Annotated in this window: 14 protein-coding genes; 8 read left to right on the forward strand and 6 right to left on the reverse strand. The window is 68.2% G+C overall.

Annotated features, from left to right (window positions below; genetic code table 11):
- Nucleotides 1-102: 102 nt before the first annotated feature.
- The 3 genes from rpsA to mscL all read left to right on the forward strand — a co-directional run bounded on the left by rpsA (nucleotide 103) and on the right by mscL (nucleotide 2,788).
- Nucleotides 103-1,806, forward strand: a complete 1,704-nt coding sequence (gene rpsA, locus B2U11_RS09370; RefSeq protein WP_249750953.1) for a 30S ribosomal protein S1 — start codon at nucleotides 103-105, stop codon at nucleotides 1,804-1,806.
- Between the two features lie 252 nt (nucleotides 1,807-2,058).
- Nucleotides 2,059-2,349 carry an integration host factor subunit beta gene (locus B2U11_RS09375; protein ID WP_249750952.1) on the forward strand — a complete coding sequence of 97 codons (291 nt, stop codon included), beginning with the start codon at nucleotides 2,059-2,061 and terminating at the stop codon, nucleotides 2,347-2,349.
- 16 nt (nucleotides 2,350-2,365) lie between these two features.
- On the forward strand, nucleotides 2,366-2,788 hold the full coding sequence (gene mscL, locus B2U11_RS09380) for a large-conductance mechanosensitive channel protein MscL (protein ID WP_292071331.1): 423 nt from the start codon (nucleotides 2,366-2,368) through the stop codon (nucleotides 2,786-2,788).
- 4 nt (nucleotides 2,789-2,792) lie between these two features.
- Here mscL and B2U11_RS09385 read toward each other — a convergent pair whose 3' ends face one another.
- The gene (locus B2U11_RS09385; protein WP_292071332.1) at nucleotides 2,793-3,944 is read right to left on the reverse strand and encodes an N-acetyltransferase; all 1,152 of its coding nucleotides are present in this window, start codon (nucleotides 3,942-3,944) and stop codon (nucleotides 2,793-2,795) included.
- A 191-nt stretch (nucleotides 3,945-4,135) separates the two neighbouring features.
- On the opposite strand from B2U11_RS09385, the gene B2U11_RS09390 reads away from it, so the two are divergent.
- Nucleotides 4,136-5,965, forward strand: a complete 1,830-nt coding sequence (locus tag B2U11_RS09390) for a peptide MFS transporter (RefSeq protein ID WP_292071333.1) — start codon at nucleotides 4,136-4,138, stop codon at nucleotides 5,963-5,965.
- A 72-nt stretch (nucleotides 5,966-6,037) separates the two neighbouring features.
- Here B2U11_RS09390 and B2U11_RS09395 read toward each other — a convergent pair whose 3' ends face one another.
- Entirely contained in the window at nucleotides 6,038-8,110 is a 2,073-nt protein-coding gene (locus B2U11_RS09395) for a TonB-dependent receptor plug domain-containing protein (protein ID WP_292071334.1), read from the reverse strand.
- 165 nt (nucleotides 8,111-8,275) lie between these two features.
- On the opposite strand from B2U11_RS09395, the gene B2U11_RS09400 reads away from it, so the two are divergent.
- A complete protein-coding gene (locus B2U11_RS09400; RefSeq protein WP_292071335.1) occupies nucleotides 8,276-9,247 on the forward strand; it encodes a TraB/GumN family protein in 972 nt (323 codons plus the stop codon).
- Here the strand turns inward: B2U11_RS09400 and B2U11_RS09405 are convergent.
- The 3 genes from B2U11_RS09405 to tldD form a co-directional block, all read right to left on the reverse strand.
- A complete protein-coding gene (locus B2U11_RS09405) occupies nucleotides 9,241-9,837 on the reverse strand; it encodes a hypothetical protein (RefSeq protein WP_292071336.1) in 597 nt (198 codons plus the stop codon). The genes B2U11_RS09400 and B2U11_RS09405 overlap by 7 nt on opposite strands.
- Before the next feature lie 10 nt (nucleotides 9,838-9,847).
- The gene (locus B2U11_RS09410) at nucleotides 9,848-10,138 is read right to left on the reverse strand and encodes a hypothetical protein (protein ID WP_292071337.1); all 291 of its coding nucleotides are present in this window, start codon (nucleotides 10,136-10,138) and stop codon (nucleotides 9,848-9,850) included.
- A 63-nt stretch (nucleotides 10,139-10,201) separates the two neighbouring features.
- Nucleotides 10,202-11,632, reverse strand: a complete 1,431-nt coding sequence (gene tldD, locus B2U11_RS09415) for a metalloprotease TldD (RefSeq protein ID WP_292071338.1) — start codon at nucleotides 11,630-11,632, stop codon at nucleotides 10,202-10,204.
- A gap of 116 nt (nucleotides 11,633-11,748) precedes the next feature.
- On the opposite strand from tldD, the gene B2U11_RS09420 reads away from it, so the two are divergent.
- Nucleotides 11,749-12,651, forward strand: coding sequence for an enoyl-CoA hydratase-related protein (locus B2U11_RS09420; protein ID WP_292071339.1), 903 nt, complete (start codon nucleotides 11,749-11,751; stop codon nucleotides 12,649-12,651).
- A 128-nt stretch (nucleotides 12,652-12,779) separates the two neighbouring features.
- On the forward strand, nucleotides 12,780-14,588 hold the full coding sequence (locus tag B2U11_RS09425; protein ID WP_292071340.1) for an autotransporter domain-containing protein: 1,809 nt from the start codon (nucleotides 12,780-12,782) through the stop codon (nucleotides 14,586-14,588).
- A 22-nt stretch (nucleotides 14,589-14,610) separates the two neighbouring features.
- On the opposite strand, the gene B2U11_RS09430 is transcribed toward B2U11_RS09425, so the two are convergent.
- On the reverse strand, nucleotides 14,611-15,174 hold the full coding sequence (locus tag B2U11_RS09430) for a GGDEF domain-containing protein (RefSeq protein WP_292071341.1): 564 nt from the start codon (nucleotides 15,172-15,174) through the stop codon (nucleotides 14,611-14,613).
- Between the two features lie 122 nt (nucleotides 15,175-15,296).
- Here B2U11_RS09430 and B2U11_RS09435 point away from each other — a divergent pair.
- A partial coding sequence (locus B2U11_RS09435; RefSeq protein ID WP_292071342.1) for an AIR carboxylase family protein occupies nucleotides 15,297-15,504 on the forward strand: 208 nt, incomplete at its 3' end.

The raw sequence follows: 15,504 nt of genomic DNA on the forward strand, positions 1-15,504 counted from the left end.
CCGACCGGTCTCGCATCCGACGACCTGACTATCCTTTCAATCCATCCCGCGCGGGACCGCATGGTCGCGCGCCCTAGCCCTTACAGGACGCTTCTCGGCTCCATGACTGACACTCTCACCCCCACCCGCGACGATTTCGCCGCCCTGCTCGACGAACAGCTGCAAGGCCGCGACTTCGGCGAAGGCCAGGTCGTTCACGGCCGCGTCGTCGGCATCGAAAAAGACATCGTGATCATCGATGTCGGCCTGAAGACCGAAGGCCGCATCGCCATGCGCGAGTTCGGCCAAGGCGAAGACGCCAAGCTGCCGAAGGTCGGCGACAACGTCGAAGTCTATCTGGAGCGCGTCGAGAACGCTCTGGGCGAAGCCGTCATCAGCCGCGACAAGGCTCGCCGCGAGGAAGCCTGGACCCGTCTGGAAGCCGTGTTCGCCGAAGGCCAGCCGGTCAACGGCGCCATCGTCGGTCGCGTCAAGGGGGGCTTCACCGTCGACCTGGGCGGCGCCTCGGCCTTCCTGCCGGGCTCGCAGGTCGACATCCGTCCGGTCCGCGACGTCGGCCCGCTGATGGGCAAGGAACAGCCCTTCGCCATCCTGAAGATGGACCGTCCGCGCGGCAACATCGTCGTCTCGCGTCGCGCCATCCTGGAAGAAGCCCGCGCCGAACAGCGCACCGAGCTGGTCGGCCAGCTGCAAGAGGGTGAAGTCCGCGAAGGCGTGGTCAAGAACATCACCGACTACGGCGCGTTCGTCGACCTGGGCGGCATCGACGGCCTGCTGCACGTCACCGACATGTCGTGGAAGCGCGTGTCGCACCCGTCGCAGGTCCTGGCGGTCGGCGACACCGTCAAGGTGCAGATCGTCAAGATCAACCCGGACACCCAGCGCATCAGCCTGGGCATGAAGCAACTGCAGTCGGACCCCTGGGACGGCGTGGAAGCCAAGTACCCGGTCGGCGCCAAGTACACGGGTCGCATCACCAACATCACCGACTACGGCGCCTTCGTGGAGCTGGAAGCCGGTGTCGAGGGCCTGGTGCACGTCTCGGAAATGTCCTGGACCAAGAAGAACGTCCACCCCGGCAAGATCGTCTCCACCTCGCAGGAAGTGGACGTGGTCGTGCTGGACGTCGACGCTTCGAAGCGCCGCATCTCGTTGGGCCTGAAGCAGGCTCAGGACAATCCGTGGGACGCCTTCGTCGCCAACCACCCGATCGGCTCGACCGTCGAGGGCGAGGTCAAGAACGCCACCGAGTTCGGCCTGTTCATCGGCCTGGACAACGACATCGACGGCATGGTGCACCTGTCCGACCTCGATTGGTCGGTGTCGGGTGAAGAAGCCATCCAGCGCTACCGCAAGGGCGAGATGGTCAAGGCCAAGGTCCTGGACGTCGACGTCGAAAAGGAACGCGTCTCGCTGGGCATCAAGCAGCTGGGCGGCGACCCGATCGGCGAGGGCGACACCTATCGTCGCGGCCAGCAGATCACGGTCACCGTCTCGTCGATCGAGACCGGCGGCATCGAGGTCAAGTTCGGTGAAGACGATGCGCCCGTGACGGCCTTCATCCGCAAGTCGGACCTGTCGCGCGACCGCAACGAGCAGCGTCCGGAACGCTTCTCGGTCGGCGACCGCGTCGACGCCATGATCACCGCCGTCGACAAGGCCTCGCGCCGCGTCTCGGTGTCGATCAAGGCGCTGGAAATGAAGGACGAACAGGAAGCCATCGAACAGTTCGGCTCGTCCGACTCGGGCGCTTCGCTGGGCGACATCCTGGGCGCCGCGCTGAAGAACGCCGGCTCCAAGGAGTAAGGCTTCTCGAATCGCGGGGCGCTTCGCGCTCCGCGATGGAAGCAGGAAGATCGGGCGGCGGGGTGATCCCGCCGCCCTTTTTTTCGTCCCCGGCGCATCGGCGGCGGCCTGCCCCTTGCGCCTGTGTTCGGCAACCGACATGGTGCCGGCGAACGAAGACGCGCAAAGGGGCTTTGTGCAATGTCGTTCGGGGGTTAGGGTGAGCCGACCCTCGAGGGACGTCTCATCGGAAGGATCAGGGCAGGGGCTTTCATGATCAAGTCGGAGATGATCGAGAAACTGGCGGCCGAGAACACCCACCTGACCCATGCGGAGGTGGAGCGACTGGTCAATGTCATTCTCGGCAAGATGACCGACGCCCTGTCGGAGGGCGGCCGGGTCGAACTGCGCGGCTTCGGCGCCTTTTCCGTCCGGTCGCGTCCGGCGCGTCAGGGGCGCAATCCGCGCACCGGCGAGACCGTCGACGTCCCCGCCAAGGCCGTACCCTTCTTCAAGAGCGGCAAGGAACTGCGCGAACGTCTGAACGCGTCCGGCGACGCCTGAATCCTAGGGATATTCCATGAGCCTGATTTCCGAGTTCCGCGAGTTCGCCGTCAAGGGCAATGTCGTCGATCTGGCCGTCGGCGTCATCATCGGCGCGGCCTTCAACGGCATCGTCAAGAGCCTGGTCGATCAGGTGGTGATGCCGCCCATCGGCCTGATCACGGGCGGCATCGACTTCTCGAAGCTGGAATGGGTGCTGCGGCCCGAGAACCCGGCGACCGAGGCGGTCGAGAAGGTGGCCATCCAGTACGGCGCCTTCTTGAACACCGTCATCCAGTTCCTGATCGTGGCCTGGGTGGTCTTCCTGGTGGTCAAGGGCATCAACAGCCTGCGTCGTCAGCAGGCGGCCCAGCCCGATCCGGCGCCGGCCGCCCCGACCCCGACCGAGGCCCTGCTCACCGAAATCCGTGACGAACTGAAGGCCCGCTCCAACCCCTGAGGCGTCAGGCCTTCATCGCCTGGCCCACCGGAGTGGAGCGTCGCCGAGCGGCGTGGACGGACCGAACGGGCGCCGGCCGCGAGCACACCGAGAAGTCGCCGTCGAACGGCGTCGGCGCCCACAGCGCGGCCAGGGCGTCGTCCGTGATGCGGGCATGGCAGTGACCCCAACCGCCCTCCTTGCGGGCGCGCTTCGCCAGCGGTCCCAACTGGGCCAGCAGGATCGGGGACACCATCGGCAACCGAACCTTGGCCGCACCCATTGCCCGTGCGTTGGCGATCAGCGTCCGCACCAGGCTCTGAACGTCATGATCCGCCTTCGGACCCGGCAGGGCGGTCAGGTCGATGATGTCCAGGCAGGGCGGCTCCAGGATGCTGGTCTTGGCGATCATCGCCATCGCCGTGGCCTGGATCGCGCCGTCGCGGACGACCGCCAGCAGCAGGCGCGGGCGCGCCTGATCGGGATCCGACATCCGCCAGCGCATGATCTCCGGCGACCGATCGGCCAGTAGCGGCGTCGTCGTCTTTAGCGCGGTCCAATAAGTGGCGTAGGGCGAGCGGTCCGACACGTCGCGCAGCCTCTGCATTCCCTCCGGCAGACGCAGCGGTCGGTCGGCGTCCAGTCGGCGGTTCAGCAGGCGTTCGCCGATCCGGTGCGCCTGTTCCGCCGGCGTGCGGGCGTAGAGGGCGCGAAGCAGACGTCCGCCCAGGCTGGCCGTCCAGTCGACCCGCCAGGACAGCTTCAAGGCGTGGGTGTGGTCGGGGAAGGGGCGCAGGCCGAACAACTTGTAAAGCGGCGCGGCCTTGGGATTGGCGTTGAAGGTGTAGACGGCGAACAGGCCCGGCTGCTTCATCACAGCGCGGATCAGCGACCGGCTGACCCCGGCGCGCGACGGCGGCACCACGATCGAAAAGCCCGTCGCGCCGATCAGCCGGCGCTCGCCGGCGTGAAAGCGCTGCACGAGATTGCCGACGACAGCTGCGGGGGCGTCGGCCTCGTCGGCGATGACCCAGCCGACCGGGGCGGCCGTTTCCAGCCGTGCGGGGTTGGCCTCCAGCCAGCGCCAACCCGCCAGCGACCGTTCAGGCCAGCCGACCGAGCGATAGAGGCGGTTCACCCCCTCATAATCCGACGGCTGCATCGGCCGCACGGCCATCGCCCTCTCCTCGTCCCACGCCGGCACATTCCGCACCAGTCGCCCGACTGCCAAGCACGGCGCGGGCCAGCCCGCCGAGGCCGGGACAAGTTAACGCGGCGATAGCCTTAAGCCTTGTCCGGGCGGGCCGACCGTGCTGCTTATGCGCCTTTCGCGCGCCGGGTCATGGCGCGGCAGTTGGGAGTGAGCCGTTGACAGCGACGGATGGGGGGGCGCTCGCGCCTCGCAAGACTTTCCTGGGGCACCCGCGGGGGCTGGTGATCCTGTTCTTCACCGAGATGTGGGAGCGGTTTTCCTACTACGGTATGCGAGCGTTGCTGGTCCTGTATCTGACCCAGCACTTCCTGTTCGGCCCCGCCGAGGCGCAAGGGATCTACGCCGCCTACGCCGCCCTGGTCTATCTGATGCCGGTCATCGGCGGCATGATCGCCGACAAGTATCTGGGCTCTCGCAAGGCGGTCATCATCGGCGCGGTCCTGCTGGTCGTGGGCCACTTCACCATGGCATTCGAGGGAACCGGCGGCCGCGAACGCCTGACCATCGGCGACACCACCTACGAGATTCAGGTCGAAGGCCGCGACCAGAACCGCCAGATGTTCGCCGTCAACGGCGACGAGCGGGTCCAGATCGCCATCACGCCGGAAGGCGTTTCCACCGTCGGGACCGAACCGTCGGCGGCCAATGCGGCCGACGCCGGCGCGGTCGCTGTCGGCGAGGCGCTGGGCTCGCCTCCGACCGGGGCGCTGGATCCCGCCACCCAGGCTGCGCCTCAGGCCGCCGCCGCCGCTGGCTTCCCGGCCTTCACCGCGACGGGCGCGTACACGCTGGAGACCACTCGCGACACCCAGATGGGCGAGCCCGTCCTGTTCCTGGCCCTGTCCCTGATCATCGTCGGCGTCGGCTTCCTGAAGGCCAACATCTCGACCGTGGTGGGCGCCCTGTACGACGAGAACGATCCCCGTCGCGACGGCGGCTTCACCATCTTCTACGTCGGCATCAACCTGGGCTCGTTCCTGGCCACGGCCGCCTGTTCATACCTCGGCTTCACCTATGGCTGGGCCTATGGCTTCGGCCTGGCGGGGATCGGCATGCTGTTCGGGCTGCTGACCTTCATCTTCGGCCAGTCCTGGCTAGAAGGCCGGGGGGCGCCGCCCGTGCCGCTCAAGGGACGGTCCATCCTGGGCGTGCCGCTGGAGCCGTTTTTCTGGATCGCCGGCCTGATCGCCGTCATCCCGACCTGGATGCTGATGCAGCGTCACGAGATCATCGAGACGGGCCTGCCCTGGATCGCCGGCGTCATCTTCGCCGCCGTCGTCGGCTACACCCTGTTCCGCCTCAAGGGCGCGGAACGCAGCCGGATGCTGGTGGCCGAGGTGCTGATCTTCTTCTCGGTGCTGTTCTGGGCGCTGTTCGAACAGGCCGGCTCGTCGCTGACCCTGTTCGCCGACCAATCGACGCAGATGCCGGCCTGGTTCAATGCGGGCTACACGCAGATGTTCAATCCGGGCATCATCATCATCGGCGGGCCCATCATGGCGGCGCTTTGGGTCTGGTTGGGCAAGCGCAACCTCGAACCCTCGACCCCGGTGAAGTTCTCGTTCGGCCTGGTGCTGGTGGGCTTCGGCTTCCTGGTGCTGACCTGGGCGGCGTCGAACATGGCCAACGACGCCTTCCGCGTGCCGCTGATGTTCCTGTTCCTGACCTACTTCTTCCACACGATCGGCGAGCTCTGCCTGTCGCCCGTGGGTCTGTCGATGATCACCAAGCTGTCGGTGGCGCGCGTGGTCGGCCTGATGATGGGCGTCTGGTTCCTGTCCAGCTCTGTCGCTCACATCGTGGCGGGCATCATCGCCCAGGCGACGGCGACCGACACGGTGGCGGGCGTGGTGACCAGTCCCGCGCTGGCGCTGCAGACCTATGGCTCCATCTTCGGCACGATCGGCTGGGTGGGCGTCGGCGTCGGCGTCTTCCTGCTGCTGATCTCGCCCCTGCTCAAGAAGGGCATGGCCGGCGTCCACTGACCGGCCCAGAGCTGACAGAAAGCCCCGGCGGAGCGATCCGCCGGGGCTTTACGTTTTTGATGACCCTCGGCGTCAGAAGGTCTTGCGGACCCGCAGGGAGAAGAAGGTGCGGGGGTCGATCTCGCGGTCTTCGACGAACAGGACCTCGCGCGTCTGGCGATCGGCGAAAACCGTGCGGCGCTGCGTGAAGTCGTCCCAGAGATTCAACTGGGCCCGGATCGCCAGGGTCGAGCTTGGCTTGTATTCGGCGAACATCTCGAAATAGTCCGAACCGCGCCAGCGCGAGACCTGATCCGGCTGGTAGTTGGGCTGGCCCAGATAGGGCAGCCAGTTGACGCCCCACTGCAGCTTCCAACTGGCGATGTCCTGCTGGACGCCGATGTTGGCCTGGGTCGCCCGTTGGCCCGAGATGGCGCGTTCCTCGCCTGTGGTGGGGTCGGTCACGCGGGTCTTGTTCCAGTCGTTCTTGAAGGTGAACTGGCCGCCGGTGAAGCCGATCTTGTCCAGCGGAACCACCACGTTCAGCGACAACTGGTCCAGGGCGCCGTCGCCGATGTTGCCTACCGCCGACAGATCGTCGCCCAGCGGGATCACGTCGATGGCGTCGATGATCTCGTCGTGGCGATAGCCGATAGAGACGACGCCTTCGCCCCAGAAGCGGCGTTCGTAGGTCAGTTCGCTGATCCAGCGCTGCTCGGGCTCCAGGTCCACGTTGCCGCCGAACACGCTCTCGTCCTGCAATTCGGCGGATGCGGCGAAGTCGGAGAAATCCAGCTGTCCCACTTCGCGCTCGAAGCGGAAGCGCAGCTGGTTGTCGGGCATCGGCGTCCAGGTCGCCTGGAAGCGCGGCTTGGCGAAGAAGAAGCTCTTCTCCTGATCGGCGTCGCCCGATTGGCTGATGGTCGAAGCCTCCAGCCGCAGCCCGCCCTCCAGCGTCAGGTCCGGATGCAGCCGCCAGGTGCCCTTGGAGAACAGCTCGCCGCGCGTTTCCTCGACCTTGACCGAAGCGCTGGGCAGGGGAATGTTGGTTCCGCCGACGGTGAAGGCCTGGTCGGTCTGGCGCATATTATAGGCGACCTCGCCGCCCGTCTCGATCGTGACCTTGGGCGACCGCTCATGTCGGACCAAGGCGCGCAGGATGGTCTCGGAACTGTCGCCGGAATAGGCGAAGGCTTGCTGCGGCGCGGTCACGCCGTTGTCGACAACGTCATAGGTCGACAACCCGTCCCAGCTGCCGAACTCGTGCATCAGCCGGGTTTCCAGCTTGAAGCGTTCGTTCAGCGGCCGTTCCCAGGTGACGCCGAATTCGCCGCTCTTGCCGTCTTCGTCATCGCGGCTCTCGCGGTGCGCGACGGGCGACTGGGTGATGTCGTAGCCGTGCCAGTCGTTGATCCCGTAGCGTGCGGTCAGGTCCACCTTGCCGCCCGCCAGCGGGCCGGCGTAGGTGCCGCGGATCGAATTTCCGCCGCCATAGCCGTCGTTGATCGTGGCCTCGTCCCGCAGCACGTTGCCGGCCGCATCTCGGCGGATCAGCCGCCCGGCGCCGTTGGAATCGCTCATGCTGATCCCGTCGGACAGGGTCACGCCCCAACTCCGTTCGCCGTCGCGGGCAGTGAACTGATAGCTGCCGCCGTACAGGTCCGTGCCGGCCCCTTCGAACTGGGTCGTGTTCCAGGTCAGGATCGACTGGCGGCTGCTCTCGGACTTCAGGATGACGTTCACCACGACGGAATAGCCCTGCATGTCGATGCCTGGCGCGCCGCCTCGGATCAGCTCGATCCGTTCCACCTGCCGCGCCAGGGTGCGGGCCAGGACGTTCGAGCCGGTGTCGTTCTTGGAGGCCGGGCGGGCGTTGTTGATCAGCACATTGCCGACCGCGCCCTCGAACCCGCGGGCGCCCGAACCGTCGTCGACCGAGAATCCCGGGACGCGGTTGACCATGTCCAGGGCGGTGTTGGGGCTCTGGGCGGCGAAGAAGTCGGGCGTGAACACCAACACCCCGCGTTGGGCGGCGTCGGCCAGAGGCGCCTGGCTGGTGGCCCCGGTGGGCACGGGCGCCTCGGCCACCTGCGGCTCGTCGCCGGCCCAAGCCGCGGAGCTGGCGAACAGCAGGGCGGTGGTGGCCATCAGGGCGGTCTTTGTCATTGGTCTTCCCCTCGGATTTGGTGGGGAAGGTGTGGCGACCCGCGCCGTTCATCTCCAGTTACAAGGCGGAAAGGTGGATTAAATCGGCTCCATCATTACAGGGATTTCACGTGCCAATACTCTATGAAGCAAGTCTATACGATCTGTAATGTTTCGGAGGATGCGATGATGTCGATGATCGCCTGTCTGAGTCTGGTCGTCGTTCTGCTGGGCGGCGGCTCCGCCTGGGCGCAAACCGCCACGCCGTCGCAGGAGGCCATCGCCACCGTCGACGAGATCGTGGTCGTGGCGCGGCGGGCGGGCCTGCCGATGTGGACGGTCGAGACCGCGACCGGCTCGGTCATCCTGGTCGGCGCCATATCCGGTGTGCCGCGCGACTACGCCTGGCGGCCCGAGGCGCTGGAGGCTGCAACCGCGCGAGCCGAGCGTATCCTCTATCCGATTGAGGGCCGGGCCTCCCTGGCCGACGTGATGCGGGTGATCTGGCGCATCCGCACCGTGGCCCGTCTGCCCAAGGACACCACCATCGCCGACTACGCCTCGCCTGAACTGATGGCGCGGCTGGAGCAGCTGCACGCCGGCGAGCGCTCGCAAGGATGGCGCACGGAAACGCCCACGGCCCAAAGCTTCGATCTGCTGAAGACGGCCGGCGCCCCTCGGCGAGAGCGGGCGGTGGAACGCGTGGTGCGCGAGACAGCGCGCCGGGCCGATGTGCCGGGTCAGTCGGTGGGCTTCGTGCGGGGGGATGAAATGATCGACAACCTGCTCCAAGCGCCGCCAGAGACTTATCTGCCGTGTCTGGATGCTGCGTCGCGCGCGGCCGAGGCCGGGCCGGACGGCGCCGCACGCCGCCTGGACGACTGGAGCCGATTGCGGGTCACGGCCGTGCTCGCCAACCCGCTGGACCAGGCGTTCGACCGCTGCTGGCCGACCGGCGACCCGGAAATCGGACCTGCGTTGCGGCAACGCTGGATCACGGCGGTCCAGGCGACCCTGGCGGAGCCCGGCGTGACGCTGGCGGTCGCGCCGCTCCGGCTTCTGGCCGAAGAGGACGGCGTGCTGGATCGTCTGCAGTCCGCCGGCTTTGACGTGCGTGGCCCGGCCTGGCGCGAGGACCAGTCGTCCGCGGTTCAGTAGCGCGTGTCGGCGTAGGCGCGAACACGCCGTTCGGCGGTGTCTTGGGCCGCTCTGGCTTCCCAGGCTTCGCGCCGGGCGCGCCGTTCGGCGGCGTAGTCGGGCCGAGGCGCGTCGAACCCATAGGCCGTAGGGGATCCGACGAAGGCCGGCTCCCGCTCGACGGGGCGCCGGGGCGGGGCGGGCAGGGTCACCACCGGCCCCCAACCGTCGGACCGGATCATGCGAACCGGCGGCGCGTCACGGTCGTCCACATAGTCGTCGCCATAATCTTCGTCGTGATAGGCCAGAGCGGCCGCAGCGGCCGCCCTTTCCGCGCGCCGGGCGGCTTCGGCGCGGATCAGCACGGCCCGGTCGAAATCGTCGCGCAGACGGCCGACGTCCATGATCTCGCCAGGTTCGACCTCGGGCTCGGTCGGCGCCACCAGGCGAATCTGGATCAGGGCGTCGTCTATCTCCGCCGTCGCCGGTCGCGGGCGGGCCGTCATCGCGACGGTCGCCGCGCCGATCGCCACGATCGCCAAGCCGCCCAGCCCCCACCGCAGGCGGGGACTGGCCAGCCAGACGTTCAGCCGATCAGGGCGCGACGCCATCGAACCAGGATCAGTTGGCGCGTTCGGGAACTGCATCCCGGGCCGCTTCGCCGATGTTGTCGGCCGCGCCGCCGACGCTCTCGGCCGCGCCGGCGATGGCGTTGGATTCCACGGCGTCGTTCCGGCTCATGTTCATCAGGAAATAGCCGATCACGAGCACGGCCAGCAGGCCGATGACCAGGGCCACGATGGCGCCCATGCCGCCGCCGCCGCGACGTTCGACAACGGTGGGCGCGGCCGTGCTCTCGGTGATGCGCTCGACGCGGCCATCGGGATGCTCAACAGTACGTTCGGTGGACATTGGGGGTCTCCTCTCCGGTGTGGCGGGGAAACACGTCACTGTCCGATACGGTTCCGCTATGGTTCAAACAGCCGTGCCGCCGACGGTCAGGCCGCCGATCTTCAGGCTGGGCTGACCGATGCCGACCGGTACGCCCTGGCCCGCCTTGCCGCAGACGCCCACGCCCGGGTCGAAGGCGAAGTCGTCGCCGACCATTTCGATCCGCGTCAGGGCCGTGGCGCCGTCGCCGATCAGGGTGGCGCCGCGCACCGGAGCGGTGATCACTCCGTCCTCGATCAAATAGGCCTCGTTGCACTGAAAGACGAACTTGCCGTTGGTGATGTCCACTTGGCCGCCCGAGAAGTTGGCGGCGTAGAGGCCGCGCTTGGTGTTGGCGATCATGTCGGCCTTGGAATCCCGCCCCCCCTCCATGAAGGTGTTGGTCATGCGCGGCATGGGCATATGGGCGAAGGACTGGCGACGCCCGTTTCCGGTGGCCTGTACACCCATCTGCCGCGCCGACAACCGGTCGTGCATCAGGCCGACCATGATGCCGTCCTCGATCAGCACGTTGCGCTGCGTCGGGGTGCCCTCGTCGTCGACCGACAGCGACCCGCGCCGCCCGGCGATGGAACCGTCGTCGACCACCGTAACGCCCGGAGCGGCGACGCGCTTGCCCATCATGCCGTTGAAGACCGACGAGCCCTTGCGGTGGAAGTCGCCCTCGAAGCCGTGGCCGATCGCCTCGTGCAGCAGCACGCCGGGCCAGCCGGCGCCCAGCACCACGTCCATCTCTCCGGCCGGGCAATCGACCGCCTCCAGGTTCACCAGCGCCTGGCGAAGCGCCTCGTCCACCTGGGCCTGCCAGCGTTCCGGGGCGACCCAGGTTTCGAACCCGGCCCGGCCGCCGGCTCCGGAAGAGGCGCTTTCGCGTCGGCCGTCCTGCTCGACGGTGACCGACACGTTCAGCCGCACCAGCGGGCGGATGTCGCGCACAGCCCGATCGTCGGCGCGCAGGATCTCGATGGCCCGCCGCTCTCCGACCAGCGAGGCCGACACCTGGACCACGCGCGGATCGCGGGCGCGGGCCCAGGCGTCGATCTCGGCCAGCAAGGCGATCTTGTCGGAAAAGGCGGGCGAGGCGAGGGGGTCGACTTCGCCGTAAAGCTTCTGATTGGTGGCGCGCGGGGCATCGGCCACGACACCCGCGTGGCCCTGCTTGGCCAGGGCGGCGCTGTCGGCCGCGCGGCGCAAGGCGGCGGCGGAAATCTCGTTGGCGTGGGCGTAACCAGCGGTCTCGCCCGCCACCACGCGCAGGCCGAAACCCTCGCTGGCGTCGTAGGCGGCGGACTTCAGCCGGCCGTCGTCGAACACCAGGCTCTCGCTCTCGGACCGTTCCAGGAACAGCTCACCGTCGTCGGCGCCGTTCAGCGCGCCCTTCAGGATCGACAGGGCCTCGTCGGGATCGACACCGGCGGTTTCGAGGATGGGCGGCGGGGAGGCGTGAACGGTCATGTGTCTTAGGTAGGGGCTCGCGCCGCCTTCGTCACCTATCCGGCGACAAGCGCTTTCCCAACGGCGACCGGGAGCGCTACATCCCTTCCGAACGTTCTTCGGCCAAGGAGCCCCACATGACCGACCGCAAGCCGACCGAAGCCGATCTGGAAGCCCTGGACGTCACCGACGCCGAAGAGGCCGAGATCAACCGCATCGCCCATCCGCTGGTCGCCGACCCGGCGCCCGACGCTAACGACGACCTGGTCCAGATCGACGCCACCGCCGACGGCGTGGTCTTCGTCACCATCAACCGGCCGCACAAGAAGAACGCCTTCGACGCCGCGACCATCGCCGCCCTGCACGAGGCGTTCGAGACGCTGCACGGCGCCGACCGCGTGCGCGTCGTCTTCATCCGCGGCGCGGGCGGTACCTTCAGCGCGGGCGCCGATCTGAATTGGATGCGCGACGCCGCCGGCTGGTCCGAGGCCGACAATCGCACGGACGCCCAGGGCCTGGCCCGGATGCTGAAGGCCCTGCACGACGTGCCCGCCCTGACCGTGGCCGTGGTCGAAGGGTCGGCCATGGGCGGCGGCGCTGGGATCGTCGCCGCCTGCGACATGGCCGTGGCCGTGGCCGGCGCGCGCTTCGCCTTTTCCGAGGTCAAGCTGGGCCTGATCCCGGCGACCATCGCCCCCTATGTCATCGAGGCGGTCGGCGCGCGCCGCGCCCGCCAGCTGTTCCTGACCGGCAACATCTTCGACGCCGACTACGCCGCCCACGCCGGCCTGATCGATATGGTGTTGCCGGAAGGTTCGATCGATCAATTCATCGAGATGCTGTCCGACAGTCTGTCGGCCAATGCGCCGGGCGCCATGGGCGACGCCAAGCGTCTGGTCCATGATCTCGCCCACCACAAGATCGACACGGGCCTGATCGACGACACCGCCCGCCGCATCGCCCGCGCCCGCGTCTCGGACGAAGGCCGTGAAGGCGTCGCCGCCTTCCTGGAAAAGCGGCCGCCCAACTGGGCGGGGTGAGGCGCGACGCTGTAGCCGGCCGGCGCCGAATTGATCCGAATGCTGACGCAAGGGCATCTTGCGCTTGGCGCGAACAGGCGCACAGTGAGCCTCAACGGCCGCGTTCATGACGGCCGTGGGAGGATTCAATGCCACGTTTCGTCACCGGCGGCGCCGTCGCCGCCCTTGCGCTCGCCGCCTGCGCCTTCGCCGGCGCGGCCTCGGCGCAATCCTATGATCGCCTTGTCGTTTTCGGCGACAGCCTGAGCGACAACGGCAATCTGTATCTTGCGACCGGAGGCACGACTCCGCTGTCGCCGCCCTACTATCAGGGCCGGTTCTCCAGCGGCCCGGTGTGGACCGAATTGCTGGGCTTCAACGCCGCCAACTTTATGGGGCCGGTTACCGGCAGCATCAACTACGCCTTCGGCGGCTCGCGCACCGATGCGTCGACCACGCCGCCGCCGGGCATGCTGGCGCAACTGGGCGCCTATACCGGGCGCGGCGGCCAGTTCGGCCAGGGCGACCTGATCACGGTGCTGGGCGGCGCCAACGACATCTTCCAGGCCCTGCCCTCGGCGGCGACCTCCTCGGCGCCGCTCGCGGCGATGAACGCGGTCGCCAACGCCGCCTCCACCAACGTCAACGCTCTGGTCAACAGCGTGGCCGGCGCCGGGGCGGGGACCATCCTGGTCAGCAACCTGCCCAAGCTGAGCTTGACGCCGCAGTTCAGAAACTCTCCGGCGGCAGGCCTTGCGGACGCGACGGTCGGAACCTTCAACGGCGGCCTCCTGACCAAGCTGACCGCCACGGCCGCGGCGCGGCCGGGCAGCAACATCATCCTGCTGGACCTGTTCAAGGTCGGCGACACAATCGCCGCCAATCCGCAGCAGTTCGGCGTCACCAACGTGACCGACGCCTGCTTCAACGGGGTGACTGTGTGCGCCAACCCCTCCAGCTACTTCTATTTCGACGGCGTCCACCCGACGGCGACGGGTCACCAGATCATCGCCCGCCTGGCGACGGACTATCTCTATTACGCCGACACCGGCGCCCAGGCGACGCTGGCGGGCGAGACGGCGTTCCGGCATCGCGAGGACGCGCTTGACGCCGCCAGCGAGGCCTTCTCCGGCCGTCAGGCCTGGACGCGGGGCGTGTCCCTGACCGGCTCGGCCATGGTCGACAGCGCCGACTACGATGCGCGCGGCGTCGTGGGCGATGCGTCGTCCGACGGCTGGGGCGGGCGCATCGCGCTGGAGGCCGGCCCGTCCGAAACGATGCGGTTCGGTCTGGCCGGGACCGCGCGGGTCAGCGATGTCGAGAGCCAGATGCTGACGTTCGAGGTCGAGAGCTTCGGCCTGGACCTTTACGCGGGCTGGCGTGCGCCGTCGGGCGTCTTCGTCAACGGCGTGGTCGGCGTGGCGCGCGACAACATCGACGACATGAAGCGGGTCACCAGCCTGGCGCCGATCGTCCACACCGCCGAAACGACCGCGGTCAGCACCGGCGCGCGACTTCAGGCCGGAACCTGGTTCGACATGGGCGGCTTCGCCCTCTCGCCCCGCGCCGCCCTGTCGTGGACGTCCAGCCAGGTCGACGGCTATTTCGAACAGGGCGTCGCGGCCCAGTACGAATATCAGGACCGCGACCTGAAGGCGCTGAGCGGCGAGGTCGCCCTGCGCGCCGAGGCCGATCTGGGCGGTTTCGCCCTGTTCGCCGAAGGGGGCTACCGCGACGCGCTGGACGACAGCTCGGACCCGCTGCGGATCGGCATCCACAACAACCCGGCCCAGGTCCTGGAGCGCGAGATCGAGGATCCGTTCGGCGCCCAGGTCCTGGCCTCGGCCGGGCTGGAGGGCGAGGTCGGCCCCGTCCGCGTGACGGTCGGCTATCGCGGCCGCTTCGGCGACCACGCCGACAGCCACATGGGCGGCGTCCAGCTTCGGCTGCCGCTCTAGGAAGACCGACGGGGAAGGGGCCTCAGCGCCCCTTCTTTCGCACCCACATCGCGGCGTCGGCCTCGGCCAGCCAGACCTCGGGATCGGCATGGCCGTCCCAGGCGCGCACGCCGAACGATCCGCCCAGCGGCGCGGTCTGGCCCTCCCAGGCGAAGGGTTCGGCCTCCAGGGTTTCCGCCAGTTGTCGGGCCTTGGCGCGGCCTTCGTCCAGCCCCGCGTTCAGCATCAGCAGGGCGAACTCGTCGCCGCCCAGACGCCCGACCGCATCCGATTCGCGCAGGTTCGCCAGCATCAGCTCGGCGACCTTGACCAGGGCGGCGTCGCCGGCCGCATGGCCCAGCCGGTCGTTGACGCCCTTGAAGCCATCAAGATCGAGATAGAGCAGCGTCGCCGGCACGTCGTGGCGACGGCAATAGGCGATGGTTCGCTGCATCACGGACACGAAGCCGCGTCGGTTCAGGGCCGGCGTCAGCACGTCGTGATCGGCCGCCGCCTCGGCCGCCTCGGCGCGCAGGCGCAGGGTCTCGACCTCGGCGCGAAGGCGCTCGATCTCGGCGGTCAGGTCGATATCGGCCACGTCGGTCACGGCGCGAAAGGCTCCCCGGAGCGCGACTCAGCCGGTCGCGCGACGGTGCGATGCTAACGCCGTTGGTTGCGGGCGCAACGCGTGTGCTGTAACGGGCGCCTTTCCGAGAGGGGCCCGAACGCATGGCGACTTCCGAAACCCCGGTGGCGATCATCATGGGCAGCCGCTCCGACTGGCCCACCATGAAACTGGCGGCCGATCGGCTGGACCAGCTGGGCGTCGGCTGGAAGGCCAGCGTCGTCAGCGCGCACCGCACGCCGCATCGGCTGGTTCAGTTCGCGACGGGCGCCAAGGCGGCGGGCTTCAAGGTGGTGATCGCCGGCGCCGGCG

This window comes from Brevundimonas sp. UBA7534 (assembly GCF_002479325.1).
In the GTDB taxonomy this organism is placed as follows: Bacteria; Pseudomonadota; Alphaproteobacteria; order Caulobacterales; family Caulobacteraceae; genus Brevundimonas.

What these genes read in the sequence shown, in the direction of transcription:
- B2U11_RS09400 (WP_292071335.1), top strand. Translation starts at nt 8,276, where the DNA reads ATGATGTCGATGATCGCCTGTCTGAGTCTGGTCGTCGTTCTGCTGGGC.
- B2U11_RS09385 (WP_292071332.1), bottom strand. Translation starts at nt 3,944, where the DNA reads ATGGCCGTGCGGCCGATGCAGCCGTCGGATTATGAGGGGGTGAACCGC.
- B2U11_RS09395 (WP_292071334.1), bottom strand. Translation starts at nt 8,110, where the DNA reads ATGACAAAGACCGCCCTGATGGCCACCACCGCCCTGCTGTTCGCCAGC.
- B2U11_RS09420 (WP_292071339.1), top strand. Translation starts at nt 11,749, where the DNA reads ATGACCGACCGCAAGCCGACCGAAGCCGATCTGGAAGCCCTGGACGTC.
- B2U11_RS09425 (WP_292071340.1), top strand. Translation starts at nt 12,780, where the DNA reads ATGCCACGTTTCGTCACCGGCGGCGCCGTCGCCGCCCTTGCGCTCGCC.
- B2U11_RS09405 (WP_292071336.1), bottom strand. Translation starts at nt 9,837, where the DNA reads ATGGCGTCGCGCCCTGATCGGCTGAACGTCTGGCTGGCCAGTCCCCGC.
- B2U11_RS09410 (WP_292071337.1), bottom strand. Translation starts at nt 10,138, where the DNA reads ATGTCCACCGAACGTACTGTTGAGCATCCCGATGGCCGCGTCGAGCGC.
- B2U11_RS09375 (WP_249750952.1), top strand. Translation starts at nt 2,059, where the DNA reads ATGATCAAGTCGGAGATGATCGAGAAACTGGCGGCCGAGAACACCCAC.
- rpsA (WP_249750953.1), top strand. Translation starts at nt 103, where the DNA reads ATGACTGACACTCTCACCCCCACCCGCGACGATTTCGCCGCCCTGCTC.
- tldD (WP_292071338.1), bottom strand. Translation starts at nt 11,632, where the DNA reads ATGACCGTTCACGCCTCCCCGCCGCCCATCCTCGAAACCGCCGGTGTC.
- mscL (WP_292071331.1), top strand. Translation starts at nt 2,366, where the DNA reads ATGAGCCTGATTTCCGAGTTCCGCGAGTTCGCCGTCAAGGGCAATGTC.